This is a genomic window from Rathayibacter sp. AY1F4, assembly GCF_002931775.1.
Taxonomy (GTDB): domain Bacteria; phylum Actinomycetota; class Actinomycetes; order Actinomycetales; family Microbacteriaceae; genus Rathayibacter.
This window is the reverse complement of the sequence record NZ_PSVE01000023.1, coordinates 1-24,334: the sequence shown is the minus strand read 5'-3', so window position 1 is coordinate 24,334 and position 24,334 is coordinate 1. Positions and strand designations below refer to the sequence as shown.

The following is a 24,334-nucleotide window of genomic DNA, read 5'->3' as shown; positions in this document are numbered from 1 at the left end:
GCGGGGCGCGGTCCCCGGCCGTTGCGCTGGTCCGCGCCTAGGCGAACAGCGACAGCGTGATCGTCGAGCGGTAGGAGCCGGCCTCGACGTTCGGCTCGGCCAGCAGCCGCAGCTCGGCGTCGGCGCTCCAGGTGCCGACCCCGCCGTCGGCTCCGAGCAGCAGCGCGTCGCGCAGGCCCGCGCCGCCCTCGAGGGAGGAGACGACCGGATCGCCCGCGACGGCGCCGGTGCCGGCGACGAGGCGCGGGGTCCAGCCGAGGTGGTCGGCTCCGATCGAGGCGCTCGGGCCGGTGAGGGCGCTCGCCGAGGCGAGGACGTACCAATCGTTCTGCGCGGCGACGCGCGAGTCGGTGACGGTGACCGTGGGCAGCCCGCCCGTGAACCGGCGCTGGAGGGCGGTGGAGCCCGACTCGGCGAGGTCGACGGCGTCGGCGGCGACGGAGAGCGAGAGGGAGCCGGGCTGCGCGGGAGGGGTGATGTCGACGTCGACGTCCACTCCGTCGAGGTCGTGGAGCAGGGGCGGCGTGCGGACCGGGTTTTCGCCGGTGAGCGGATCGGCGGCGTCGGGCGGAGTGGCGGAGGGGGAGTCGGCGGGACGGTCTGCGGCGGGCGGGTCTGTGGCGGGCCGGTCTGCGGAAGAGGAGCCGGTCGTCGGCTGCGCGGGCTCGACGGGGTCCGCGGGGGAGGGGCTCGAGGAGCGGCGGTCGGAGGCGCCGGATCCCGCATCGGGAACGGAGGGGTCCGCAGTCGCCGCCGCATCCTCCGCGGGCGAGGCGGCGGTCGGCGTCGACACCGCTTCCGGGGCGGTCATCGCTTCGGGCGCGAGGGCGGCGGAGGCGAACACCACGGAGAGCACGAGGGTCGTCGTCGGGACGAACGCGACGAGAGCGCGGGTGGTGCGGGTCACGGACGGTCCAGTTCTGCGGGCTCTGCGATGCGCCCGCCTGTGATTAGTACCAGGAGCGCGAAGTGCTCTGCACCCCCGCTTCCGGGTGGAGTGCCGCCGAGCGCGCCAGCGGGCTCGGCCATGCTCGTGCGCCCACCTCTTCGACGAGGCGGCGCTGAGCCGGATCTATCATTCGACCGATCTCCTTCTCGGGGAGCGCCTGCGGGGGAGCGGCCGTTCCTTCCCGCCCGCGGAGATCGACGTGACGGCGCTCCCGCTCAGGCCCGGCACGTCCTTCGGCATCTGGAGCCCTGAGCCGCGCACATCGAGCCCGCACTCGCCCTGCGCGTCGGATAATGCGCCGCACACGCAGAGGAGGGAGCGCCCGCGGGCACTCCCTCCTCCGTCACGACCGGACGACCGGTCGCCGTGCGCTCAGCAGACGCGGGCCGGGTAGGCCACCGTCTGCGCGAGGGTCTCGGAGCCCGCCGTCGCGGTCACCGTCACCTGGCTGCCCGGCATGCTCGCCAGGCGGGTGGTGAACGCGGCCGATCCGCTCGCACCTGCGGCCACCCCGGTGACCGTCTTCGAGCCGTAGGCCGAGGCCATCGCGACGTCGATCGGAGCGGTGCCGCCGTTCTTGGCGAGGACAGTCAGCACCGCCTTCCCGGCGACGCAGCGCGCCGTCACGGTCACCGGCACCGTCAGCGCCGGGGCGGCCGCCTCGGGGACGACGATCTCGCCGATCTTGAGGAACGAGCCCGGCGTGGAGAAGGTCAGCTTCAGGCCGGTGGCCGAGACCGCCGCGAACGGGATCGTGGTCAGCGTGCCGTTCGCCGCCGGAGCGACGTTCTGCGCGGTGGTCGGCTTCCAGGTGCCGTCCTCGGCGCGGTAGGCCACGCTCACCGACGCCAGGGTGCCCTCGGTGTTGGTGAAGGTGAGCCCGGCGACGCGGTGCGCCTCGGTGTTCGTCAGGGTGAACTCGGCGCTGCCGGCGAAGGTGCCGTCGGTCCAGGTCGACCAGGGGGTGCTCACGTTGCCGTCGCAGGCGTTCTTCGCGGGGAGGGTCGCGTACTTCGTCTGGCTGAACGACGCCGAGACCGCGGCTCCGGGGACGCGGCAGACGTTCGTCGGCGGCGCGGTGCCCCAGATCTGCACCTCCGAGACCGACTGCCACGTGTTCGCCGCGCTGGTGAGGTGCAGGCGGAGGCCCGTGGTGTCGGGCAGGGAGGACAGGTCGAGGATCGCCGTCGGGGCGGATCCGGTCGCGGCCTGGCTGAGGGTGGTGGCGACCGAGGAGGTCGTCCATGCGCCGTTCACCTGGTACTCGACCTCGATCCTCGAGGGCCAGGTCGCGGTCGCACCGTCCTTGTAGGTGCTGACCGTCACCGAGTCGAGGTTCTGCGCCGCGCCCCAGGAGAAGGAGAGGCGGCTGTCGCGCGGGTAGCCGGCCGAGGACCAGTCGTCCCAGCCCTTGCCCTTCACATCGCCGTCGATGAGCTTGCCGGCGAGGTCCGTGCGGCTCGAGACCGCGACCGACGCTCCGGGAGCGAGGTTCGCGATGCCCGGCTCCGCCACCTCGATCGTGCGGGTGAAGCGGCGACCGGAGGAGAATCCGGCGTCGGCGGCGAGCGTGCCCGTCACCTGCACCGTGCCGAGCTCGGCGGGGCCGGGGGCGGCCCAGGTCACGGCGACGTCGCGGGTCGAGCCGTTGCTCGAGACCGAGACCGTCGAGGGGAGCGCGGCGGCGATGTCGGCGCCGCGGCGGACCTGCTTCGGCAGACGGGCGTCCACGACCGACCAGACGCCCTCGCCGACCCCCTTGTCGTCCCAGTAGGAGAGGTTCCAGCCGGATCCCCAGCGCGCCGGGTCCTCCTGAGCCGGATTCCGCATCTCGAGGCGGCCGTTCTCGCCGACCGTCATCGGGAGCCAGACGTAGGTCGAGTCCGACTTGCCCTCGTTCCAGCGGTCGCCCATGTAGACGTACTTGCCGGGAGCGAGGGTGAGGACGTTCGTCGACTGCGAGCCGAAGGTCGTCTTGCGGGAGTCGCCGATCGAGAGCAGGCCGTCGCCGCCCTCCGGGATCGCGTTGTACGCGACGTTCTCGTCGGCGTCGCCCTTCTCGACTCCGCGGGTCCACGCGCCGAGGATCGAGTCGGCGGTGTAGTAGGTCTGCGGGTTCGGCGCCCAGCCGGTCGCCCCGGAGGCGATCGTGTAGTACTTGCCGCCGTTGGCGAAGATCGCGGGCGCCTCGAGGTGTCCGCACTCCTTGACGATCTGGAAGTCGGTGCCGCGCACCGGTGCTCCGACCGCACCGTCGGCGAAGACGTAGGGGTACGTCCCGTCGGCCGAGTACTGGTTCGCGTCGAGGGTGTCGGTCGTGGTGGTCCGCTCGACGTTGGTGTAGTCGGCGTCGAGCTTCGCCACGTAGAGCGAGTAGTTCTCCTCGGAGGAGTAGGAGATGTACGCGGTGCCGTCCTCGTCCTGGAAGACGGTCATGTCCCGCGCCTGCCCGGGAACGGCGGAGGTGGTGCAGGCCTTGTAGTCCGTGCGGTTGTAGAGGCGGTAGACGCCCTGGAGCGTGAAGGGCCCGGTCGGGCTGTCCGAGACGGCGACTCCCGCCATCGAGCGCGCGTAGGTGCTGCCGCCCGGCGTGGTCCGGCCGTCGGAGTGCCACCACATGACCCACTTGCCGGTCTTCTCGTTGAAGAGGACCTTGGGGCGCTCGAAGATGGCGGTGTTCGGCGAGGCCTGCGTCGTGTCGAGGTGGTAGTCGAGCTCCGCGATGCGGTCGGCGCGAGGGGCTCCGGAGTCGTCGACGGTGTCGTAGAGCGCGTCGAAGTAGGGGGCCTCGAGGTCGGCCGGAGCCGAGACGCTGCGCAGCGCGGTGCCCTTGTTCTCCCAGTTGTGGCCGTCGGTGGAGCGGTAGACCGCGACTCCGGGGCTGTTCCAGTAGCCCTTCGTGCGGTCCTCGCCGTACCAGTACTGGACCTGCTGACCGCCCTCCTCGACGGTGACGATCTGGCCGCCGTGCGCCTGGATGTGGCGGCCGTCGGTGTCGTACCAGTAGGGCTGGAAGTAGCCGGCCGCGGTGCTGCCCGGGTCCTGGACCGCCGGGTAGTCGGTGTAGGTCACGGGCGTCGAGGTGCGCGGCACTCCGTCGTCGGGATCCGTGGCCACGGCGGCCGAGGCCGACTGCGCTCCTGCTCCCAGGAGTGCTGCGACGAGCAGCGCGGCCACCGCCGCGGCGGCCGTTCGTGGTCGAGACGTCATGCTGTGCTCCTTTGCACCGGGGACTTCGCGCATGTTCACGCAAACATCAGGCTTCCACGAGGGTCTGATGACGTCAACATCCGGATCCATTCGGTCGCCGGATACCGGCGGCTGCGCGGGCCCGGTCCTCGCTGCTCGACCTTCCGGCGCGAGCGCTCCGCCCGGTTGGAGGGCGCGCTCCGCTAACCGGCGATCATCCGATGCCGCCCGAACCGCGATCGCCCCCGAGCCGGAGGGCTCGAGGGCGATCGGACGTGCGGTGCGGCCTAGCCGCCGACCGCCTGGCGAGCGCTGTCGAGCCCGCTCGAGAAGGCGTCGGCGGAGGAGACGTTGCCCGACTCCAGCTCGACCAGCGCCCCCGAGAGGGCGGCGCCGATCGCTCCGGTGTCGGGGCCGTTCACGAACGAGGGGAAGTCCTCGACCGAGCTCGCGATCACCTCGCCGATCCTCGAGTCGCCGAAGAACGGATCGGTGTAGGCGCGGACGCTGTCGCTCTGCAGGGCGGCGGGGAACGTGCCGGAGGTGGCGAAGTGGTCCTCCTGGCCCTCCGCCGACATCATCGTCTGGATGTACTGCCACGCGGCCTGCGGGTGCTCGGCCCGCGCTGCGATGGCGATGACGCTGCCTCCCCAGTTGCCGCCGACTCCGGGGACCGAGGTGACGCGCCAGTTCCCCGCGGTGTCGGGGGCGTCGGTCGTGATGCCCTGGAGGATCCAGGACGGAGCGACGGTCACGGCGAACGAGCCGTTCGCCCGTCCGGGTGCCCAGCCGGAGGAGAAGGCGGCGATGCCGGCGCTGATCCCCGCGTCGTAGGCCTTCACGGCGATGTCGAAGGCGTCCTCCACCTGCGGGTTCGTGTCGTAGGCGAGCTCGCCGTCGGGGGAGTAGTACTTCTCGGTGACCTGGTTGATCGTCGAGTAGAAGACGCTGGTCTCCACGTTGTCGACGAAGGGCTCACCGGTCGCGGCCGTGTACTTCTCGCCGGTCGCGAGGAAGCCGTCCCAGTCGCTCCAGAGCGCGGCGACCTCGTCCGGATCGGTGGGGAGGCCTGCCTGCTCGAACAGGTCCGCGCGGTAGGCGAAGCTGAGGCCGCCCACGTCGGTCGGCACGCCCACGACGGAGCCGTCCGCCGCGGTCGCCGCGTCCGCCGCCCAGGGCAGGTAGATCTCTTCCCGACGCTCACCCGTGCTCTCCGAAGCAGGCAAGTGCTCTGCAGTACTTCCGGATATCGATCTCAGGGCTGCGAGGATCTCGCGCGCTCGAGGATGGCCGCGATCACGGCGGACTTCGCCTCGGCGTAGTCGTTCCCGTCCTCCCAGCGCCGGAGGAGGAGAGACGCCTTCGTGCTGCGGTAGAGCTCGCGGTCGGCCGGGTCGGTGCGCAGCCGGTCGCGCAGGAGGAGGTACGCGTCGATCGCGGGATGACCCTCCTCGTAGATGTGGACGTGGGCGTCCCGTCCGGGCGTGCGGACGAGCCGGTGCCCGGGCTCGCGGGTGCGCAGGACGTAGCCGGCCTCGAGCAGCGGCGCGACGTGGTCCTCCTCCGCCGTGACGTCGGGCACGACGACCAGCACGTCGATGATCGGCTTCGCGGGCAGGCCCGGGACGGAGGTCGAGCCGATGTGCTCGACCCGCACGCCCGGGACGGCCTCGAGGATGCGCCGCCGGTGCTCCTCGAACAGGGCGGACCACTCGGGTTCGTGCTCGTGCAGGGCGAGCTCGAGCGGCTCCGGTCCGCCGACGAGCTCGACGGATGCGACGTCGGGGCGGCGGGGGGAGCGGTGCGGAGTCACCGGGTCATCCTGCCAGGGGTGCCGCAGGGCGGGTGCGGTTCACTGGAGCGGTGAGCACCCTCCTCGTCACCGCGCACCCCGACCGCGACTCCCTCACCGCCGCCCTCGCCCGGCGGCTACGGGACGAGCTCGGCCCCGACGGAGTGGAGACGGCCGACCTCGACGCCGAGGGCTTCGATCCGCGGTTCGGCGCGGCCGACCGGGACCGCTACCGCGGTGTCGGCGCGGTTCCGGACGACGTCCTCCGCGAGCAGCGCCGGCTCGACGGCGTCGACCACCTCGTGCTCGTCTTCCCCGTCTACTGGTGGTCGATGCCCGCGCTGCTGAAGGGCTGGATCGACCGCGTCTTCCTCGCCGGCTGGGCCTTCGACATCGACCCCGTCCACGGCACGCAGCGCAGACTCGGCGCTCTGACCGTCCACCTCGTCCTCGTCGCGGGGGACTCCGCCGGGACCTACGAGCGGCACGGCTACGAGCAGGCGCTGCTGACGCAGATCCAGCACGGGATCATCGACTACTGCGGAGCCCGGCGCGGCGGAGCCGTCTTCGTCCACGAGTCCGAGCGCGAGGACGACGCGAGCCGCAGGGCGGCGGTCGAGGACGCGGTCGAGCGGACCATGGAGGCGATCAGGGCTGATCCGCCTGCAGCGCTCCGGTGACGAGGGCCTGCACGAGTGTGTCGGCGTCGTAGTCCGGATCGTGGGCGGCGCCGATGCAGAGGTTGCCGATGCCCTTGAGGAGCATGTAGCCGCTGAGACTCGACGCCGGGATCCGGGCGGGTCGTGCCGCTTCGAGCAGGTCGCCGCAGACGGGGACGAGCCGCTCCACGAAGTAGGCGTGCAGGGCGTCGGATCCGGCGCTGTCGCCCTGGAGCGCACCGGCGAGGCCGTGCTTGGTCACCAGGAGGTCGACGAAGTGGGCGACCCAGGCCCGGAGGGCGGCCTCCGTGGTCGCGCTGTCGGCGAGCAGCCGTGGGCCCGCCTCCGCGCAGGCCTCGACCTGGTGGCGGTAGACGGCGACCACGAGCTCCGAGCGGGTCGGGAAGTGCCGGTAGATCGTCCCCATGCCGACGCCGGCCTCCGCCGCGATCTCGCGGACCGGCGCGTCCACGCCGGAGGCCACGAACACCGTCGCCGCGGCGGCGAGCAGAGCGTCGCGACTCGTCCGCGGTCGGCCGGGCGTGCGGGGCGCACGGTCGCTCATCGGTTCTCCTTGCTTTTCGGAGCGGCGCTCCGTAATGTCTCCGAGCGCAGCTCCATCACGTTCCGGAGCAGTGCTCCGCAATGTTCCGGAGCAGCGCTCCGACGATTGTGCCAGAGCGCCGCCCCCCAGGAAGGACCCTCGTGCCCACTCCGCTCCTCGACTCCCTCGACCGCGTCGTCGGACCCGGCGCCCCCGTCGTCTCCCTCGCTCCGGTCGTGCTCGACGCCCCCGGCCGCCCCGTCCCGCTCGAGGTCCGCGTCTCGGCCCCGACGACGGGGTCGGATCTGCCCGTCGTGCTGTTCTCGCACGGCAACGGCTGGAACCTCGACGGCTACGCCCCGCTGACCGCCTTCTGGGCGTCCCGCGGCTTCGTCGTGATCCAGCCCACCCACCTCGACTCCCGCCGCAACGGCTTCGGCTTCGACCACCCGGTCTTCCCGAGCATCTGGACGGAGCGGATCGCCGACCTGACCCGCTCCCTCGACCGGCTCGACACCCTCGAGGCGGCCGTCCCCGGCCTCGCCGGACGGATCGACCGCGCCCGGATCGCCGTGGCCGGCCACTCCTGGGGCGGGCAGACCGCGCAGGCCCTCCTCGGCGCCCGCGTCCTCGACGACGACGGCACCGCCGGAGCCGACCTCTCGGACGAGCGGGTCCGCGCCGGGATCCTGCTCGCGGCGACCGGGCTCGCCGGGGACGACCTCGCGCCGTTCGCCCGCGAGCACTTCCCCTTCCTGCGGCCCTCGTTCGCCGAGCTGACCACACCGACCCTGGTCGTCGCGGGCGACCGCGACCAGTCGCGGATGTCGCGGCGCGGCCCCGACTGGTTCACCGACGCCTTCACGCACAGCCCCGGTGCCTCCGACCTGCTGACCCTCCACGGTGCGGAGCACTCGCTCGGCGGGATCGTCGGGGACTCGGTGGCGGAGACGACCGACGCGGACCCCGAGCGCGTCGACGCCCTGCAGCGGCTGAGCACCGCCTACCTCCGCACCGCGCTCGGCGTCGATCCGCGGAGCTGGGGCGCCGCGCGGGACGCCTTCCGACACCACGGGGCCGCCCTCGGCCGGATCGACGGGAAGTAGCGGCTGCGGTCGACCCCTCTCGATCCGTCGCGAACGGCCCGTCGCCGAGGGGCGGACGGGCCGTTCGCGACGGATGAGCGGAGCGGGTCCTGCCGTCAGCGCGGGGCGCGCAGCCCGGCGAGCGGGCCGCCGTGCAGCGGCTCCGTCTCCCAGCGGACGCGGGCGGTGCGGTCGGGAGCGAGCTCGACGTGCAGGCGGTGCGGGGTCTCGAGGAACACGACGTCGACCAGGACTCCGTCGCCCGAGGGTCCGGCGCTCGCCGCGAACGGTCCGTCGACGGTCCAGGCTCCCGCGCCGGGCGTCACCGTGAAGCGCTCGTCGCCCTCGGTCAGCGCGAGCGTCCAGCCGCCCTCGTCGGCCGTCACCTCGACGGCGTCGGGCCACGATCCGACCGGCGTGTAGCTCCCGGTCGCGGGGGAGGCGCCCTCGAGCGGGGGCAGGGCGAGCTCCGACAGCCGGTCGGCCAGTCGGGCGTCGGCCTCCGCCGTGGACCCTCGGCCGACGGCGGGGAGCAGGTGCTCCCAGGCGAGCGCGAGCAGCGTCTGCGTGTCCGAGGTCTGGCCGGTCAGCGCGATCACGAGCTCGTGCTCGGGCACGATCAGGCTGAACTGCCCGTACGCGCCGTCCGCGCGGTAGCCGTGCAGCGACCGCCAGAACTGGAAGCCGTAGCCCTGCTGCCAGTCCGGTCCGCCGTCCTCGTGGGTCGGGACGTGCGCGCGGGACGCCTCGGCGACCCACTCCGGCGAGAGGATCCGCCGGTCGCCCCAGCGCCCCTCCTGCAGGTACAGCAGTCCGAGCGCAGCTGCCGCCTCGGTGGTGGCGTGCAGCCCGCTGTAGCCGAGCTCGCGCCCCGAGTCGTCGCGATGCCAGGCGACCTCGCCGATGCCGAGCGGATCGAGCAGGCGCGGGCGCAGGTAGTCGGTCAGCGACTGCCCGCTCACGCGCTGCACGATCGCGGCGGCGGCGAAGGTGCAGGGCTGGTTGTAGGCGAAGACGCTGCCCGGCTCCTGCTCCGGCGGGAGGAGGAGGAAGCCGCGCACCAGGTCGATCGGGTCCGTCTCCTCGGCGCGGTCGATCGTCTCGGCGGAGTGGCCGCTCGCCATCGCGAGGACGTGGCGGACGCGGATCGCACGCGAGCGCGGGTCGGTGATCTCGTCGTCGAGCTCGGGGAAGTACGAGAGGACGGTGGCGTCCAGGTCGACCAGGCCCTCGGCGACCGCGAGGCCGACGGCGGTCGCGGTGAAGCTCTTGCTCAGCGAGTAGAAGAGGTGCAGTCGCTCGTCCGAGTACGGCGCCCACCAGCCCTCGGCGACGACGTCGCCGCCCTGCACGACCATCAGCCCGTGCAGCTCGACGCCGGGAGCGGCCTCGACCCCGTCGACGAAGGCCAGCACTCCCTCGGCGTCGACGGAGCGGGCGGACGGGGTGCTTCTCGGCAGTGAGCGCGTCATCCTCCGATGCTACGACCGGGGCGGCGCCGCCTCCGCCCGGGGGCAGGTGGCGGCGCCGCCTAGGCGGTCGGCTCGGCGGGGAAGGGCCCGAGGCCGAGCAGGAAGCGGAGGATCGCGTCGGCCGGCACGCGCAGGGCGGGGCCGGAGCCGAGCTCCCACTCCGCGTCGGTCGGAGCGAGGGTGCGACCGCGGACGGCGGCGCGGATCGCGAGCGGCGCGCGCTGCAGGCGGTCCAGGGCCACCCCGCCGGTGATGCGGGAGGAGAGGGCGAGCGGCTCGGGGGAGAGGGCGAGCTCGACGCGGACGACCTCGACCAGCTCGGCGACCGAGCGGGGACCGGCGCCGGCGCGGCGAGCGGAGGCGAGAGCGGCCAGGGCCGGGGCGACCTCGGCGGGAGGAGGAGGGGAGGAGGCCTCGCGGGCGCCCATCCGCGTCGCGAGGCGCTGGCCGGTGCTGCTCGAGAGCCGCACGACGAGCTCTCCGAGCAGGGCGTCCCGGGAGACGGCACTGGCCGCCTCGCCCTCCGTGGTGGAGGGGGAGGCGGCCAGGACGGCGAGGCGGTCGAGCCTCTCGGCGACGAGGGGGCGCCAGTCGTTGCTGACGCCCGTCTCGTCGACCGAGGGCCCGGTGCTCAGCGGCAGGAACCGCGACCAGTCGGGCACGACCGCAGGGCCTAGCGTCCGCCCGAGCGGCGCTTGTTGTAGACGTCGAAGGCGACCGCGAGCAGGAGCACGAGGCCCTTGACCGCCTGCTGCCACTCGATGCCGATGCCCATGATCGACATGCCGTTGTTCAGGACGCCGATGATGAGGCCACCGATGATCGCGCCGCCGATGGTGCCGACGCCGCCCTGGACCGCCGCGCCGCCGATGAAGGCGGCCGAGATGGCCTCGAGCTCGAAGCCGTCACCCGCCTTCGGGCCGGCGAGGTTGAGTCGCGCGGTGAAGACGAGGCCGGCCAGCGCCGCGAGGACGCCCATGTTGACGAACAGCCAGAAGGTGACGTTGCGGGTCTTGATGCCGGACAGCTCCGCGGCGTGCAGGTTGCCGCCGATCGCGTAGACGTGGCGGCCGAAGACGGAGCGGTTCATGACCACGCCGTAGATAAGGACGAGCACGGCGAGCACGATCAGGGTGACCGGGATGCCCTTGAAGGTGGCCAGCGCGAAGGAGAAGGCCGCGATCACGACGGAGACGAGGACGAGCTTGGTGACGAACCAGGCGCCCGGCTCGACGCTCTGCGCGTACTTCTGGCGGCCGCGGCGGGTGCGCACGGACTGCACGGCGAAGGCGACGATCGCGAGCGCGCCGATGACGAGCGACAGCGGGTCGAGGTCGGTCTCGCCGAACAGGTCGGTGAGGAAGCCGTTGCCCAGCGCGCGGTACTCGGTCGGGAAGGAGCCGATGTTCGCGTTGCCGAGGACGACGAGCGCCAGGCCGCGGAAGATCAGCATGCCCGCCAGGGTCACGATGAACGCCGGGATCCCGACGTACGCGATCCAGAAGCCCTGCCACGCTCCGACCAGGGCGCCGATGAGGAGGGAGAGGACGATCGACAGCCACCACGGGAGACCCATGTTGACCGCGAAGACGCCCGAGATCGCTCCGACGAACGCCGCGACCGAGCCGACCGAGAGGTCGATGTGCCCGGCCACGATGACCATCACCATGCCGATGGCGAGGATCAGGATGTAGCCGTTCTGGACGATCAGGTTCGAGATGTTCTGGGGGCGGAGGAGGATTCCGCCGGTCATCACCTCGAACAGCAGCACCACCACGATGAGGGCGATGAAGATGCCGTTCTTGCCGAGGTCGCCCAGCACGTGGCTGAGGCGCTTCGTGAAGGCGTTCTCGGTGGGCTTCACCTGCGCACCGGCCGCGGTGGACGGTTCGTTCTGCAGATCGGTCATCGTTGCTTCTCCTGGGTCATGAGGGTGAGGACCGCCTCGGGCGTCGCCTCGGCGATGGGCAGCTCGCCCGTGATCCGGCCCTCCGACAGCGCGTAGACGCGGTCGCAGATGCCGAGCAGCTCCGGCAGCTCGGAGGAGATGACGATGATCCCCTTACCCTGCGCCGCGAGCCGGTTGATGATGGTGTAGATCTCGTACTTCGCACCCACGTCGATGCCGCGGGTGGGCTCGTCGAGGATGAGGACGTCGGGGTCGGAGTAGATCCACTTCGACAGGACGACCTTCTGCTGGTTGCCGCCCGAGAGCTTGCCGGTCTTGGCGAGCACGGTCGGCGACTTGATGTTCATGCTGCCGCGGTACTCGTTGGCGACCTCGAACTCGCGGTTGTCGTCGACCAGTCCGCCGCGGGCCACCTTGTCGAGCGACGCGAGCGAGATGTTCCGCTTGATGTCGTCGATGAGGTTGAGGCCGTAGTGCTTGCGGTCCTCGGTCGCGTAGGCGAGCCCGTGGGCGATCGCCTCCGAGACGTTCCGGATCTTGATCTCCTTGCCGGCCTTGAAGACCTGGCCCGAGATGCGGCTGCCGTAGGAGCGGCCGAAGAGGCTCATCGCGAACTCGGTGCGCCCGGCGCCCATCAGCCCGGCGATGCCGACGATCTCGCCGCGGTGCACCGTCAGGTTGACCTTGTCCACCATGACGCGGGTCGGGTCCTGGGGGTGGTGGGCGGTCCAGTCGACCACGCGCAGGATCTCCTCGCCGATGTGCGGCGTGTGGTCCGGGTAGCGGTGGTCCAGGTCGCGGCCGACCATGTCCTTGATGATGCGGTCCTCGGTGACGTCGTCGTGGGCGATCGTCTCGATGGTCTTGCCGTCGCGGATGACCGTGACGGTGTCCGCGATCTTCTTGATCTCGTTCAGCTTGTGGCTGATGATGATCGACGTGATCCCCTGCTCCTTGAGGTGCAGGATCAGGTCGAGCAGGTGGTCCGAGTCCTCGTCGTTGAGTGCCGCGGTGGGCTCGTCGAGGATGAGCAGCTTGACCCGCTTGGAGAGCGCCTTCGCGATCTCGACGAGCTGCTGCTTGCCGACTCCGATGTCGAGGATCTTGGTCGTCGGGTTCTCGCGCAGACCCACCCGGGCCAGCAGCGACGCCGCCTCCTGGTTGGTCTTGTTCCAGTCGATCAGGCCGCCGAAGCCGCGGACCTCGTTGCCGAGGAAGATGTTCTCCGCGATGGAGAGGTAGGGGCTGAGGGCCAGCTCCTGGTGGATGATGACGATGCCCTTCGCCTCCGAGTCGCGGATGCTGGAGAACTGCATCACCTCGTCCTCGAAGACGATGTCGCCCTCGTAGGTGCCGTACGGGTAGACACCCGACAGGACCTTCATCAGCGTCGACTTGCCGGCGCCGTTCTCCCCGCAGATCGCGTGGACTTCGCCGCGCTGTGCGTTGAGCGTGACGTCCTGGAGCGCCTTCACGCCCGGGAACGTCTTGGTGATGCCGCGCATCTCGAGGATGTTCGAGGTCACGCCGCCTCCCTTCCTTCGTAGTGGGGGAGGGCGCCCACTGGGCGCCCTCCCGGGGTGTTCCTTCTCGGGTGAGGAGAGAGGACTAGCCGTTCACTTCCGCATCCGTGTAGTAGCCGCCGTCGACGAGGACGGACTGGATCTGGTCCTTGGTGACGATGACCGGCTCGAGCAGGAAGGCCGGGACGACCTTCTTGCCGTTGTCGTAGGTGTCGGTGTCGTTGACCTCGGGCTCGGTGCCCTCGAGCACGGCCTGGGCCATCTTCACGGCCTCCTTGGCGAGCTCGCGGGTGTCCTTGTAGATGGTCGCGTACTGCTCGCCGGCGATGATCGCCTTGACGGAGTCGAGCTCGGCGTCCTGACCGGTGATGATCGGGAAGTCGGAGCCGACGGTGTAGCCGGCGTCGGTCAGAGCCGAGATGATGCCGCGGCTGAGGCCGTCGTAGGGCGAGAGGACGCCCTGGACCTTGGAGCCGTCGGAGTACGTCTTGGTGAGGATGTCCTCCATGCGGCTCTGGGCGACCTCGCCGTCCCAGCGGAGCGTGGCGACGGTGTTGAAGTCGGTCTCACCGGACTTCACGACGAGCGTCTTGTCGTCGATGTACGGCTGGAGGGTGTCCATCGCGCCGTTGAAGAAGAACGTGGCGTTGTTGTCGTCGGGGCTTCCGGCGAACAGCTCGACGTTGAAGGGGCCGGCGGGGGCGTCGGCGGCCTTCGCGCCGGTGAGGTCGGTGAGACCCAGGCCCGCGAGGAGCGAGGTGGCCTGCTGGACGCCCACCTTGTAGTTGTCGAAGGTGGCGTAGTAGTCCACGTTCTCGGAGTCGCGGATGAGGCGGTCGTAGGCGATGACGGGGATGTCGTTGGCCTTGGCCTCCTCGAGCACGCTCGTGAGGGTGGTGCCGTCGATCGAGGCGACGATCAGGGCCTTGGCGCCCTTGGTGATCATGTTCTCGAGCTGCGAGACCTGGGTGGGGATGTCGTCCTCGGCGTACTGCAGGTCGACCTGGTAGCCGGCCTCCTCGAGCTGCGACTTGACGTTGTTGCCGTCAGCGATCCAGCGCTCGGACGACTTGGTCGGCATCGCGACGCCGACGAGGCCGCCGTCGCCGGATCCCGAGCCCGAGCCGCCACCGGTTCCGGAGGAGCAGGCGGCGAGGGAGAGGATCATCGCTCCGCCGGCGATGCCGGCGATGAGAGCGCGCTTCATTGTGGTCACTGTGATTCCTTCGTCATTGAATGCAGTGGATGCAGGGCCGCCCTCGGGATCGGGGCGGAGCTGTGATGCCATGTGAGCGATCACATTGCGTCATGCTAGACCCGACGGCGCCGTTCGTGTCAACGCGGATGTCTCGACTCGGTAACGGGACATCGGCGGCTCCCGGCGGCCCGTCCTCCGCCCTCCACCGCGTGCTGTCAAGGGTCCCCGGCCGTGGAAGGGAGCAGGGGCCGCGTGCGTTGCGTCCAGCACTGTCGAAAGGACGCACACCATGACGAAGACCTGGTTCATCACCGGCGCCTCGAAGGGCTTCGGCCGCGAGTGGGCCGAGGCGGCTCTCGAGCGCGGCGACTCGGTCGCCGGCACCGCCCGCCGGATCGAGACCCTCGACGCTCTCGTCGAGAAGTACCCGGACACGTTCCTCCCGCTGACCCTGGACGTGACCGATCGCGACGCGGACTTCGCCGCCGTGCAGGCCGCGGCCGAGCGCTTCGGGCGCCTGGACGTCGTGATCAACAACGCCGGCTACGGGCACTTCGGCATGATCGAGGAGCTCACCGAGGAGGAGGTCCGCGCGCAGCTCGAGACCAACGTCTTCGGCGCCCTCTGGGTCACCCAGGCCGCGCTGCCGATCCTCCGCGAGCAGGGCTCGGGGCACATCGTCCAGGTGTCGAGCATCGGAGGCATCAGCGCGTTCCCCTCGATCGGCGCGTACCACGCGTCGAAGTGGGCGCTCGAGGGCTTCACCCAGTCGCTGGCCGCCGAGGTCGCCGGCTTCGGGATCCACGTGACCCTCGTCGAGCCCGGCGGGTACTCGACCGACTGGTCCGGTCCCTCCGCGTCGCGCAGCGAGCCGATCGCTGCGTACGACGAGGTCCGCGAGGCAGCGAGCCGACGCCCCTCCGCCGCTCAGCAGGGCGACCCGCGGGCCTCGCGCCTCGGGATCCTCGCGGTCGTGGACGCGGACGAGCCGCCGCTGCGGATCTTCTTCGGGCGCGCGCCGCTGGGCATCGCGACGGCGGACTACGAGACGCGCCTCGAGACCTGGAAGCGCTGGAACGACGTGTCGATCGCCGCTCACGGCGAGTGATCGCGGGCGGTCGCGGCGCGAGGGCGTCGCGGCCGCCGGTCAGCGCGAGGCGGTGACGCTCGCGCTCCGGGGGACGGCCGTGGATCCGCGGACGACCAGCTGCGGAGCGATCGGCGCCGCCTTCTCCGGCCGTTCGCCCTCGATCAGGCTGAGCAGCGCGGCCACGCACCGGCGTCCGAGCTCCACGAAGTCCTGGCGGACGCTGGTCAGCGGCGGCCAGTAGAACGCCGCCTCGGGGATGTCGTCGAAGCCGATGACGCTGACGTCCTCCGGCACGCGGACCCCGCGCTCGTGGAAGGCGCTCATCAGTCCGAGCGCCATCTGGTCGTTCCCCGCGAACACCGCGGTGAAGTCGAGGAAGCGCGAGAGCTCGAGGCCCACGCGGTGGCCGCGCTCGGCGCTCCAGTCGCCGAGCAGCGGCGGGCGCAGCGGGATCGAGCGGTGGTCGAGCTCGGCGAGGTAGCCGCGCATCCGCGCCTCGGCCTCGATCCAGTCCTGCGGGCCGGCGAGGTGCACGATCTCGGTGTGCCCGAGGTCGATCAGGTGCCCGGTGGCGATGCGGGCGCCGGCCATCTGGTCGACGTAGAGCGCGTCGTCGCGGTCGTCCTCGCTCGTCTGCAGCGTCACGTGCGGGATGCGCAGCGCGACTCCGGAGAGGATGTCGAAGACGCGGATCTGCGGGGCGACGACCACGAGGCCCTCGACCGCCTGGTTGAGCAGATGCCGGATCCCGGCCTGGATCGACGCGCCGTCGGTGCCGTCGACGTTGGCCGTGACGACGAGGTAGCCCGCGTCGCGCGCCGCCACCTCGATGGCCTGGATGCTGGAGGCCGGACCGTACTGCAGGCTCTGCGAGGACAGCACGCCGACGGTGCGGGTGCGGCTGGTGACCAGTGCCCGCGCGGCGAGGTTGGGGCGGTAGTCGAGCTCGGCCATGACCTCGAGCACGCGCTTCTTCGTCTCGGCGCGGAGGCTCGGGTGGTCGTTCAGGACCCGGGAGACGGTCTGGTGCGAGACGCCGGCCGCGCGGGCGACGTCGTAGATGCTCGGCGCCCGCGACGCGGGCTTGTCTTCCGGCATCGGGCACCGCGGCTCTCTGTGATCGGCGCCTCCGACGCAGGACCGGGGCGCCCTCACGGGCGGCTCGCCCGTCCGCGGGCGCGTGTGAGCACACTTTACGTCCCTCGGCGCGGGGGCCTGCACACCGACGGAACCTCGACGGCTCGGACGGGTGCCGCTCCCGGATCGGCCGGACGTTCCGGCACCGCTGGTGCGGGCGCGCCGGAACGACGCGATCCGCGCCTCCGCCCCGCGGTCGTCGCAGCGGGTGGTCGCCGCGGTCGGGTCAGCCGTCGAAGACCTCGGCCGAGGCGAAGGCCGCATCGGAGCGGAGCACGGCGACGAGGTCCGCGGGACAGTCCTCGAAGGCCGTCCTCTCCGGACCGGCAGGCGTGTGCGCTCGGACGTCGACGACGGATCCCTGGGGCGCGACGGCGTCGGGCGATCACAGGCGCCACCCTGCGGTCCGGGGTACTTTCCTCCGTGTGAACGACAGCGACGAGAAGTCCGGGAGAGGCTGGCGCATCGATCTCGGCGAGCCGCCGGAGAGCGTGTCCGGCGATGTCGTCGACGCTCTCGATCGGGTGTCCGCGGAATTCGCGGCATTCGGGAGCGGGACTTCCGGCGAGGGCGGAGAAAAGGCCGCGGCACTCCGCGGAGCCGCGCGACTCGGGGCCGGAGAGCACCGGCTCGCCGTCGCCTCGGGACTGACGCGGGAAGGCGTCCGCGCCTTTCTCGCGGGGGAATGACAAGCCGTCGGAGAGGCGGTTCCCTTGTGCCTCGACGAGCCGGCGCCGAAAGAAGAGAAAGGCGTCGAGAAGGCGCGGCATCCAGAGAGATCGGAGACGGCGAATGGACGACGAGGAGTGGGCTCGGAACCTTCTCGCGATGAAGCGCCGAGCACCGACGGATCAGGACGGCGCGACCGCGGAACGCCGTGACGCGATGCTGGCGGCCGTCCTGCGGGAGCTCGACGCGGTCGATCCCTACGGACTCGAGCCGGGTCGCGAGGACGGCGCTCCCCGCGACGAGTACGCGTCTGAGGCGGCCCCGATCGCGAGCACCCTCCTGCGCCGAGGACGGATCACCGGCGAGGAGCTCGACACCGTCTGGCGATTCTGGTTCGGCGAGCCGCTGAGCGCCCTGCTCGGCGACGGCTTCGCCCCGCTCTTGGCGCGGCTCGACCGGCTCGCTCCTCCCTCGGCGGAGGAGTGACGGGCGTCGGGTCCCGGCGGCGGAACCACCGCGATCCCGGCGTCCCGGCCAGCTCCGCCCAGCTCCGACTAGCTCCGCTCGCGGAAGAAGCGGATGAGCTCGCGCAGGGCCGGGAGCGTCGCGCTCTCGGCCTCGGCGTCGTCGAGGTCGTCGAAGGAGGTGCGCAGCCCGGCGGCCTCGGCGTCGGCGGCGGACTCGAACGCCATCGACCACTCCGGGAACAGCCGCTCCCGGATCGGCTCCTCGAGGAGGGTGCGCAGCTGCGCGTGGCGCTCGTCGGCGGCGATGACGGCCATCCGCTCGCGCAGGACCTCGTCCGGCCCCTCGAGCACCTGGAGGAACCGGCCGTCGCGGTGCAGGAGCATGCCGGTCAGGCCGAGGCGCTCGTTGTTCGCGCGGCACTGGGCGAGCAGCGCGGGGAGGTCGGCGTCCGTGAAGCCGGCGGAGGTGCGGCTGGAGTAGACGAGGGAGAGCATGGCGTCCGTTCCTGGTGGGGGAGGCGGGCGCCTCCGCTCCCAGTGGACCACCGACAGCGCCTCCCGCACGGCCACTTCCGCCGGCGGCGGCGGGCTGCTAGAGCTAGCCGACCGTGATCGGAGCGGCGGACGGACGGGTCCCCTGCCGCATCCAGACGAAGAAGCCGACCAGGGTGAACGCGCCGTAGAAGACGTACATCAGCCCCGACGCGTAGTACCCGGCCGAGAACAGCAGCGGCACGCCGACCAGGTCGACGGCCACCCAGATGAGCCAGAACTCGGTCCAGCCCTTCGCCATGCCGTAGGTGGCGAGGACGGAGCCGACGAAGATCCACGCGTCGCTCCAGACCGGCTCGTAGGAACCGAGCGCGCGGAACACGGGGGTCAGCACCGCGGTGCCGCCGACCATCCCGAGCACCAGCAGGCAGCGGGTGCGCCACGACGCCCACCGCGGCTCGATCAGGGTGGCGGAGTCGTCGGGGCGGTGGGTCCACCGGTACCAGCCGTAGACGCTGACCAGGATGAACATCACCTGCCGCCCGGCCTGGCCGAGCAGGTTGACGGGGTTCGGAGTGCCGAACAGGGCGCCCATGAAGACCGTGAACAGCAGCACGTTGCCGACGAGGCCGACGGGCCAGGCCCAGACCTTCCGCCGCATCCCGCCGAGGGCGCTGAGGAGCCCGAAGACGTTGCCGATGACCTCCCGCCAGAGGACGGTCTGCTCGCCGATGACGATCTGCGCGTCGAACAGCCAGTGCACGAGGTCCACGAGGCCTTCTTCCTGAGTCGGGATGCCGGGTGGTGCAACCCTGCCCCATCCCGGGCCATTCCCGTCGCCGGCTGATGAGGGCGCCGCGCACGGACCACGCTGGATCCCGCTCCGGGGAGGGGAGCGCGACCGGCGCCCCGCTGTGCCGCCGCGACCGTAGGCTGGCGGGATGACGTCCCGGGTGCGACTCCTGCTGGCCTCGTCGCACCCCGGGCCGACCGTGACGGTCACCGTGCTGGCGACCGTGATCGCGGCGGCGTCCGGGCATCCGCTCGGGCAGGTCGTGCTGGTGGCGCTCGCCGTGCTGCTCGGGCAGCTCTCGATCGGGCTCGCGAACGACTGGATCGACGCCGACCGCGACCGCGCGGTGGGGCGCACCGACAAGCCGGTTGCGCAGGGGCTGATCGGCGTGGGCGCCGTCCGCGCCGCCGCACTGGGGACGGCCGTGGCCGCCGTGGTGCTCTCGCTGCTGCTCGGACCGGTCGCCGCGGTCGCGCACCTGGTGCTGGTCGCCGCGGGCTGGGCCTACGACGCGGGGCTCAAGCGCACGGTCTGGTCGGTCGCTCCGTTCGTGGTCGCCTTCGGGCTGCTGCCGGTGGTGGCGGTGGCGGCGGGCGACGGCCGGCTCCCCGCCTGGTGGGCGATCGCGACCGGCGCCGTGTTCGGCGTCGCGATCCACTGCACGAACGTGCTCCCCGACCTGGTCGACGACGAGGCCACCGGGGTCCGCGGCTTCCCGCACCGCCTCGGCCTGCGGCTCTCCGGAGTCGTCGCCTTCGGGTCGCTGGTGGTCGCCGCGCTGCTCGTGCTCGTCGGGCAGCTCGTCGGCGACCAGCCGGTGCGCGGGACGGGCGTGGTGCTCGCGGTGATCGGGACCCTCGCGGTGGTCGTGCTCGCCGCGGCGGGCATCCGCCTGGTGCTGACCGGCCCGCCCACGCGCACCCTGTTCCGGCTGGTGATCGCGGCCTCGCTCGTGCTGGTGGTCGAGCTCGGGCTGGCGGGCGCGCGGCTGGTCGGCTGACCGGCCGCCGGCGGTCTCAGGACCAGCGCATCGCGTAGACGCGGGCGAGCAGGTCCGAGGTCGGCAGGGCGAGGGCGGTGCGGAGGAACGCCTCGCGGCCGCGGTGCGCGAGCGTGCCGAGCGGGCGTCCGAGCGCCATGTTCGCCTCCGCCTGCCGCGCCGCGCGCCGGGCCGCGGTGGTGCGCCGCCGGGCGAAGCCGGGCCAGGGGCCGGCCTCGCCGCGGCGCACGGCACCGGCCAGGAGCGGGGCGAGCTCGGCGGCGTCGAGCCAGCCGAGGTTCATGCCCTGCCCGCCGATCGGACTGATCTCGTGTGCGGAGTCCCCGATGAGCACGACGCGGCCGACGCCCATCCGCTCGGCCTCGCGGCGCCGCACCTGGAAGCCGCTGAGCATCGTGCAGGTCTCCGGGTCGGCGTCGGCGCCCGTCCGGTCGCGGACAGCGGCGGCCAGGGCGCGCGCGGCCTCCTGGTCGGGGGCCTCCTCGGGCCGCCAGGCGGGGGCGCCGAGGGAGCGGTCGGGGCCGCTCAGGGCGACGTACCGGCGCCGGCCGCCCGGCAGCGGGAAGGACTCCACCACTCCGGCCGGGCCGACGTCGACCAGCGCGGTGCCGGTGAGACCGCCGGGCTCGGGGTCGGCGAAGTCCCCCATCACGTAGCGGTCCGGGTAGTCGCGGCCGGTGGTGCGGATCCCGAGCAGGTCGCGGACGGTGCTCCGGGCGCCGTCGGCTCCCACGACGAAGGCGGCGCGGACGGAGACCGGCTCGCCGCCCGGTCCGGTGCCGGTCGCCTCGACGGTCGAGCCCCGACGGAGCAGGCCGGTCAGCGCGACCCCGGGGCGCAGCGCGTCCGGGGCCGCCGCCTCGAGGCTCTCGCGGAGGATCGCCTCGGTGCGGTGCTGGTCGAGGGTGACGACGTAGGGGTGCGTCGCGGAGGCGCGCGCGAACGAGAGCGTGCCGAGGGTGCGGCCCCGGCTGCGCGCGACGCCCTCGCGGACCCGGGTGGCCTCGGCCAGCACGGGAGCATCGGCGCCGATCGCGGCGAACGCGTCGAGCGACGGCGGATGGATGCCGATCGCCCGCGAGCCGCGCGGCACCGAGGAGCGCCGCTCCCACACCTGCACGTCCGTGCCCGCCCGTGCCAGGAGCGCGCCGAGCAGGAGTCCGACCGGACCGCCGCCGACCACGAGCACGTCCGTCTCCGCTGTCACGGGTCGAGCCTAGGCAGCGGCGGCGCGGCGGGCGAGGGGGTGCGCTCGACCGCCGCGCGTGCTCAGGGTGCGAGCGGAGGTGTCAGAGCGCGTCGACATCGGCGAGGATCTCCTCGGTCTCCGTGCGCGTCGTGTAGTCGACGTGCACGTCCGCCGTGCGGACGATCCGGTCGGCGTCGACGACCAGGACGGTCGGGTACGGAACGGCCGGGGTGGCGTCGGCGTTGCTGTCCTTCACGGCGAAGCCGAGCGCGGTGTGCGCCTCCTGCGCGTCGCCGCTGGGGGCGGTGACGATGCCGAGAGCGCTCGCGAGCGTGTTGCCGGGGTCGGAGACGACGGTGAAGCCCAGGTCGCCGTTCGCGACCGCCGCGCGCGACCCGTCGGGGGTCTGCGGGCTGATCGCGACGAGGGCGACTCCGCGCGACGCGAGCTCGGGGGCGAGGGTCTCGTTGTAGTGCTTGAGCGTGATGTTGCAGTACGGGCACCAGGCTCCGCGGTAGAAGACGAGGACGGCCGGGCCCGCGCCGAGGACGTCCGCGAGGTCGACGGTGTCGCCGTCGACGGTCACGACGGAGGCGGAGGGGAGCGCGTCGCCGGCGGTGACGGCTCCGCTCGGGGCGCCGGCGGCGACGAGGTCGTCGCGCTCGCCGGAGAAGACGGCGGCGAGCTCGGGGCCGACCGTGTCGTCGAAGCCGACGGTGAACTCGTCGAGCTGGGTGCGGACGGAGGTGCTGGTCATCGGAAGTCCTTCGGTCGTGACGGTCGTGGTCCCCCGTCCGGGAGCCTAGGCATGCGGGGGACCGGGCGCCGGGCGCCCGTCACGCGGCGTCACACGACGGCCGACGCGTGTCGGCCGGCGCGCGTGGGGACCGGCCCCGTCGCCCCGTCGCCCCGTCGCTCCGTCACTCCGGGGCGACGACCAGCTCGCCGCCGGCGGAGCGCGAGACGCACGGCATGATCCAGCGGTCCTGCTCCTCGGGGGTCAGCACCAGGTCGCGGTGCTCCGCCGTCCCGCCGACGAGGCGCAGGCGGCAGGTGCCGCACGTGCCCGACTCGCAGGAGGAGTCGACGTCGATCCCGGAGGAGCGGAGCGCGGTGAGGAGCGAGCGGTCGGCCGGGACCTCCACAACGGCTCCGGTCGGCTCCCAGACGGCGGCGAAGGGGACGGCCCGGTCGCCGACGGCGTCGACGCCCGCGAAGTCCTCGACGTGGATCCGGCTCGGCCGCCAGTGCATCGTGAGGGCGAGGACCTCGTCGATCAGCGCGGACGGACCGCAGCAGTAGATCCGGGCGTCGTCATCGGGCTCGGCGACGAGCGGCCAGAGGTCGAGCCGGCCGTGGATCGCGCTGTGGTGCACGAGGGAGCCGTCGGCGGAGAACTCGTCGAGCCACGCCGTGTCCTCGGGGGTGCGGCTGAGGTAGACGACCTGCACGGCCGAGCCCTGCGCCCGGAGCTCGGCGGCCATCGCGCGGATCGGGGTGACGCCGATCCCGCCGGCGATCAGGAGGTAGCGGGCGGCGGGCCGGAGGGCGAAGGTGTTCGCGGGCGGCGCGGAGGAGAGGACGTCGCCGACGCGGACGTCGTCGTGGAGGCTCCGCGATCCGCCCCGGCCCCCGGGCTCCCGGCGCACCGCGATCGCGTAATGCGACGGCTCCGCGGATCCCGGCTCGACGAGGCTGTAGCTGCGCCGCTCGCCGGAGGGGGTCGTGAGCGTGAGGTGCGCGCCGGCCGAGTAGCCGGGCAGCGGGGCGCCGTCCTCGCGCCGCAGCACGAAGCGGGTGACGGCCGGGGTGAGCGCCTCGCGCTCGGCCACCACGAGCCGCAGCTCAGCCACGGAGCACCAGCTCGTCGCCCACGCCGAGCGTGCCGCCGTCGAGGACCTCCGCGTAGACGCCGAGGAGCTCGTGGCCGTAGGTCTCGTGCAGCAGCCGGGGGACCGGCAGGTCGCGCCGACCGGTGCCCGGCTCGACCTCGGTCGCAGCGCACCGCTCGGTGGCCTTCGTGATCCGCAGCCGCAGCCCGCCCGCGCTCAGCTCGCGGCCGAGCAGCTCGAGCTCGCTCCACGCGGGCAGCCCCTCGAGGTGGATGTTCCCGCGGAACCGCAGCGGATCGACGCTCCGGCCGGTGCGCTCGGCGAGGTCGCGGACGCTGGCCAGGTTGATCAGCGAGACGTACTCCATCTCGACGTCGGAGTTGTGGGCGGTGTCGGTGTAGCGGCGCCCCGCGTCCTGGGCGATCACGGGCTCGACGCCGGGCGGCAGGTCGAGCACTCGGGCGGCGAAGGAGCGCAGTGCGGCCCGTCCGTCCTCCGCGCCCAGGTCGGCGGAGAGGACCCGGTGGCCGCGGACGTCGACGGTGAGCACTCCGCTGTCGGGGTCGAGGTGCGTGGTCAGGCCGGCGAGGCGGGCCTCGGCGACGAGGACGAAGTACTCGCGCTTGGAGATGCCGTGCCGCATGCCGGGCCGGTAGGCGCCGCCGGGGCGGGCGAGGGCGATCGTGCGGTCGAAGGGGACGCCGCGGCCGGCGGTGAGCTCGACGCGGGGGAGCGGCTGCGGGGTCAGGCCCTTCACCGGGTAGACGAAGAGGCCGTCCACGCGTGTCGTCATGCCCCCATCCTGGCGCATCGCGGGGGAGTCGGCAGGGCCGTCGCGGCGCAGGGGAGCGCGAGGAACGGACGCGGCGCCGTGCGGATCCTGCGAGGCCGCGGGGCGGATGCGCTCCGGCGGGCCTCGTCAGTACTGGAGCGAGAGGCCGACCAGGGGCGGGACGACGAGCGCTCCCAGCTCGACGATCGCGACGCTGGCGCCGACGCCGAGCGTGACGGCCGAGAGCAGCCGGGCGCGGTCCTTCCGCGCGACGCCGATGACGCCGACGATCGCGGTCGCCGTCGCGAGCACGAGCATCGTGACCCCGAGGGCGGCGAAGAGCGCCCCGATCTGCGCGGTGTCGAAGCCGCCCTGGAACGCGAGGACCGGGATGGCCGTGGTGAGCGCGGTCCGCCCGATCTGCGCGAGGACGAGGACGATCGCGAGGACGAGGCCGACAATGCCGACGACGTCGCGGGGCCGGGACTGGGAGGCGGGGACGGAGGCGGTCACGCCGTCGAGCCTAGGGGCGGGCGCGGCGGCGTGACCGCCTCCGTCCCCGCCTCCCAGTCC

24 protein-coding genes are annotated in these 24,334 nt (G+C 72.6%); 6 read left to right on the top strand and 18 right to left on the bottom strand.

Annotation, left to right across the window (positions count from 1 at the left end; all coding sequences use genetic code 11):
* Positions 1-37: 37 nt before the first annotated feature.
* From C5C59_RS13670 to C5C59_RS17370, 4 genes are all read right to left on the bottom strand, one after another.
* Complete coding sequence (locus tag C5C59_RS13670) at positions 38-907, bottom strand: hypothetical protein (protein ID WP_104238246.1); 870 nt, start codon at positions 905-907, stop codon at positions 38-40.
* Positions 908-1,321: 414 nt separating this feature from the next.
* Entirely contained in the window at positions 1,322-4,159 is a 2,838-nt protein-coding gene (locus tag C5C59_RS13665; protein ID WP_104238245.1) for a discoidin domain-containing protein, read from the bottom strand.
* Between the two features lie 266 nt (positions 4,160-4,425).
* Positions 4,426-5,364 carry an ABC transporter substrate-binding protein gene (locus C5C59_RS13660; protein WP_181134909.1) on the bottom strand — a complete coding sequence of 313 codons (939 nt, stop codon included), beginning with the start codon at positions 5,362-5,364 and terminating at the stop codon, positions 4,426-4,428.
* A 29-nt stretch (positions 5,365-5,393) separates the two neighbouring features.
* A complete protein-coding gene (locus tag C5C59_RS17370) occupies positions 5,394-5,951 on the bottom strand; it encodes a GrpB family protein (RefSeq protein ID WP_104238244.1) in 558 nt (185 codons plus the stop codon).
* A gap of 50 nt (positions 5,952-6,001) precedes the next feature.
* On the opposite strand from C5C59_RS17370, the gene C5C59_RS13650 reads away from it, so the two are divergent.
* The gene (locus tag C5C59_RS13650; protein WP_104238243.1) at positions 6,002-6,610 is read left to right on the top strand and encodes an NAD(P)H-dependent oxidoreductase; all 609 of its coding nucleotides are present in this window, start codon (positions 6,002-6,004) and stop codon (positions 6,608-6,610) included.
* Here the strand turns inward: C5C59_RS13650 and C5C59_RS13645 are convergent.
* Entirely contained in the window at positions 6,579-7,154 is a 576-nt protein-coding gene (locus C5C59_RS13645) for a TetR/AcrR family transcriptional regulator (protein ID WP_104234505.1), read from the bottom strand. The genes C5C59_RS13650 and C5C59_RS13645 overlap by 32 nt on opposite strands.
* 140 nt (positions 7,155-7,294) lie before the next feature.
* On the opposite strand from C5C59_RS13645, the gene C5C59_RS13640 reads away from it, so the two are divergent.
* Positions 7,295-8,239, top strand: coding sequence for a chlorophyllase (locus C5C59_RS13640; RefSeq protein ID WP_258062783.1), 945 nt, complete (start codon positions 7,295-7,297; stop codon positions 8,237-8,239).
* Between the two features lie 95 nt (positions 8,240-8,334).
* Here C5C59_RS13640 and C5C59_RS13635 read toward each other — a convergent pair whose 3' ends face one another.
* The 5 genes from C5C59_RS13635 to chvE all read right to left on the bottom strand — a co-directional run bounded on the left by C5C59_RS13635 (position 8,335) and on the right by chvE (position 14,329).
* A complete protein-coding gene (locus C5C59_RS13635) occupies positions 8,335-9,690 on the bottom strand; it encodes a serine hydrolase (RefSeq protein ID WP_104238241.1) in 1,356 nt (451 codons plus the stop codon).
* A gap of 59 nt (positions 9,691-9,749) precedes the next feature.
* Positions 9,750-10,352, bottom strand: a complete 603-nt coding sequence (locus C5C59_RS13630; protein ID WP_104238240.1) for a hypothetical protein — start codon at positions 10,350-10,352, stop codon at positions 9,750-9,752.
* Between the two features lie 11 nt (positions 10,353-10,363).
* A complete protein-coding gene (mmsB, locus tag C5C59_RS13625) occupies positions 10,364-11,599 on the bottom strand; it encodes a multiple monosaccharide ABC transporter permease (RefSeq protein WP_104224982.1) in 1,236 nt (411 codons plus the stop codon).
* Positions 11,596-13,125, bottom strand: coding sequence for a multiple monosaccharide ABC transporter ATP-binding protein (gene mmsA, locus C5C59_RS13620; protein WP_104238239.1), 1,530 nt, complete (start codon positions 13,123-13,125; stop codon positions 11,596-11,598). Before mmsA ends, mmsB begins: the two co-directional genes overlap by 4 nt.
* Positions 13,126-13,207: 82 nt before the next feature.
* The gene (chvE, locus tag C5C59_RS13615; RefSeq protein WP_104238238.1) at positions 13,208-14,329 is read right to left on the bottom strand and encodes a multiple monosaccharide ABC transporter substrate-binding protein; all 1,122 of its coding nucleotides are present in this window, start codon (positions 14,327-14,329) and stop codon (positions 13,208-13,210) included.
* A 280-nt stretch (positions 14,330-14,609) separates the two neighbouring features.
* Here chvE and C5C59_RS13610 point away from each other — a divergent pair, with 280 nt between their 5' ends.
* On the top strand, positions 14,610-15,428 hold the full coding sequence (locus C5C59_RS13610; protein ID WP_104238237.1) for an SDR family oxidoreductase: 819 nt from the start codon (positions 14,610-14,612) through the stop codon (positions 15,426-15,428).
* 39 nt (positions 15,429-15,467) lie between these two features.
* Here C5C59_RS13610 and C5C59_RS13605 read toward each other — a convergent pair whose 3' ends face one another.
* The gene (locus C5C59_RS13605) at positions 15,468-16,508 is read right to left on the bottom strand and encodes a LacI family DNA-binding transcriptional regulator (protein ID WP_104238236.1); all 1,041 of its coding nucleotides are present in this window, start codon (positions 16,506-16,508) and stop codon (positions 15,468-15,470) included.
* A 464-nt stretch (positions 16,509-16,972) separates the two neighbouring features.
* On the opposite strand from C5C59_RS13605, the gene C5C59_RS17050 reads away from it, so the two are divergent.
* Both C5C59_RS17050 and C5C59_RS13600 read left to right on the top strand, forming a co-directional pair.
* Positions 16,973-17,236, top strand: coding sequence for a hypothetical protein (locus tag C5C59_RS17050; protein ID WP_146079685.1), 264 nt, complete (start codon positions 16,973-16,975; stop codon positions 17,234-17,236).
* Between the two features lie 139 nt (positions 17,237-17,375).
* Positions 17,376-17,702: a hypothetical protein gene (locus C5C59_RS13600; RefSeq protein ID WP_146082819.1), complete on the top strand. Its 327-nt coding sequence runs from the start codon at positions 17,376-17,378 to the stop codon at positions 17,700-17,702.
* Positions 17,703-17,770: 68 nt separating this feature from the next.
* Here the strand turns inward: C5C59_RS13600 and C5C59_RS13595 are convergent, their stop codons facing one another.
* Both C5C59_RS13595 and pnuC read right to left on the bottom strand, forming a co-directional pair.
* Positions 17,771-18,178: a BLUF domain-containing protein gene (locus C5C59_RS13595; protein ID WP_104238234.1), complete on the bottom strand. Its 408-nt coding sequence runs from the start codon at positions 18,176-18,178 to the stop codon at positions 17,771-17,773.
* Between the two features lie 103 nt (positions 18,179-18,281).
* Positions 18,282-18,947, bottom strand: a complete 666-nt coding sequence (gene pnuC / locus C5C59_RS13590) for a nicotinamide riboside transporter PnuC (RefSeq protein ID WP_104238233.1) — start codon at positions 18,945-18,947, stop codon at positions 18,282-18,284.
* 169 nt (positions 18,948-19,116) lie between these two features.
* On the opposite strand from pnuC, the gene C5C59_RS13585 reads away from it, so the two are divergent.
* Positions 19,117-19,968, top strand: a complete 852-nt coding sequence (locus tag C5C59_RS13585) for a UbiA family prenyltransferase (protein ID WP_104238232.1) — start codon at positions 19,117-19,119, stop codon at positions 19,966-19,968.
* A 16-nt stretch (positions 19,969-19,984) separates the two neighbouring features.
* Here C5C59_RS13585 and C5C59_RS13580 read toward each other — a convergent pair whose 3' ends face one another.
* The 5 genes from C5C59_RS13580 to C5C59_RS13560 all read right to left on the bottom strand — a co-directional run bounded on the left by C5C59_RS13580 (position 19,985) and on the right by C5C59_RS13560 (position 24,274).
* Positions 19,985-21,175, bottom strand: coding sequence for an NAD(P)/FAD-dependent oxidoreductase (locus tag C5C59_RS13580; RefSeq protein WP_104238231.1), 1,191 nt, complete (start codon positions 21,173-21,175; stop codon positions 19,985-19,987).
* An 82-nt stretch (positions 21,176-21,257) separates the two neighbouring features.
* Positions 21,258-21,914 (bottom strand): peroxiredoxin-like family protein, encoded by a 657-nt coding sequence (locus C5C59_RS13575; RefSeq protein WP_104238230.1) that lies wholly within the window; start codon positions 21,912-21,914, stop codon positions 21,258-21,260.
* 163 nt (positions 21,915-22,077) lie between these two features.
* On the bottom strand, positions 22,078-23,010 hold the full coding sequence (locus C5C59_RS13570) for a PDR/VanB family oxidoreductase (RefSeq protein ID WP_104238229.1): 933 nt from the start codon (positions 23,008-23,010) through the stop codon (positions 22,078-22,080).
* The gene (locus tag C5C59_RS13565) at positions 23,003-23,782 is read right to left on the bottom strand and encodes an MOSC domain-containing protein (RefSeq protein ID WP_181133536.1); all 780 of its coding nucleotides are present in this window, start codon (positions 23,780-23,782) and stop codon (positions 23,003-23,005) included. The genes C5C59_RS13570 and C5C59_RS13565 overlap by 8 nt, the downstream gene beginning before the upstream one ends.
* A 126-nt stretch (positions 23,783-23,908) precedes the next feature.
* Complete coding sequence (locus tag C5C59_RS13560; protein WP_104238227.1) at positions 23,909-24,274, bottom strand: hypothetical protein; 366 nt, start codon at positions 24,272-24,274, stop codon at positions 23,909-23,911.
* Positions 24,275-24,334 lie beyond the last annotated feature (60 nt).

Bases quoted from the DNA above. Each gene is read 5' to 3' on its own strand.
- C5C59_RS13665 (WP_104238245.1), bottom strand. From the start codon at position 4,159: ATGACGTCTCGACCACGAACGGCCGCCGCGGCGGTGGCCGCGCTGCTC.
- C5C59_RS13645 (WP_104234505.1), bottom strand. From the start codon at position 7,154: ATGAGCGACCGTGCGCCCCGCACGCCCGGCCGACCGCGGACGAGTCGC.
- C5C59_RS13635 (WP_104238241.1), bottom strand. From the start codon at position 9,690: ATGACGCGCTCACTGCCGAGAAGCACCCCGTCCGCCCGCTCCGTCGAC.
- mmsB (WP_104224982.1), bottom strand. From the start codon at position 11,599: ATGACCGATCTGCAGAACGAACCGTCCACCGCGGCCGGTGCGCAGGTG.
- chvE (WP_104238238.1), bottom strand. From the start codon at position 14,329: ATGAAGCGCGCTCTCATCGCCGGCATCGCCGGCGGAGCGATGATCCTC.
- C5C59_RS13610 (WP_104238237.1), top strand. From the start codon at position 14,610: ATGACGAAGACCTGGTTCATCACCGGCGCCTCGAAGGGCTTCGGCCGC.
- C5C59_RS13605 (WP_104238236.1), bottom strand. From the start codon at position 16,508: ATGCCGGAAGACAAGCCCGCGTCGCGGGCGCCGAGCATCTACGACGTC.
- C5C59_RS13600 (WP_146082819.1), top strand. From the start codon at position 17,376: ATGAAGCGCCGAGCACCGACGGATCAGGACGGCGCGACCGCGGAACGC.
- C5C59_RS13595 (WP_104238234.1), bottom strand. From the start codon at position 18,178: ATGCTCTCCCTCGTCTACTCCAGCCGCACCTCCGCCGGCTTCACGGAC.
- C5C59_RS13585 (WP_104238232.1), top strand. From the start codon at position 19,117: ATGACGTCCCGGGTGCGACTCCTGCTGGCCTCGTCGCACCCCGGGCCG.
- C5C59_RS13575 (WP_104238230.1), bottom strand. From the start codon at position 21,914: ATGACCAGCACCTCCGTCCGCACCCAGCTCGACGAGTTCACCGTCGGC.
- C5C59_RS13565 (WP_181133536.1), bottom strand. From the start codon at position 23,782: ATGACGACACGCGTGGACGGCCTCTTCGTCTACCCGGTGAAGGGCCTG.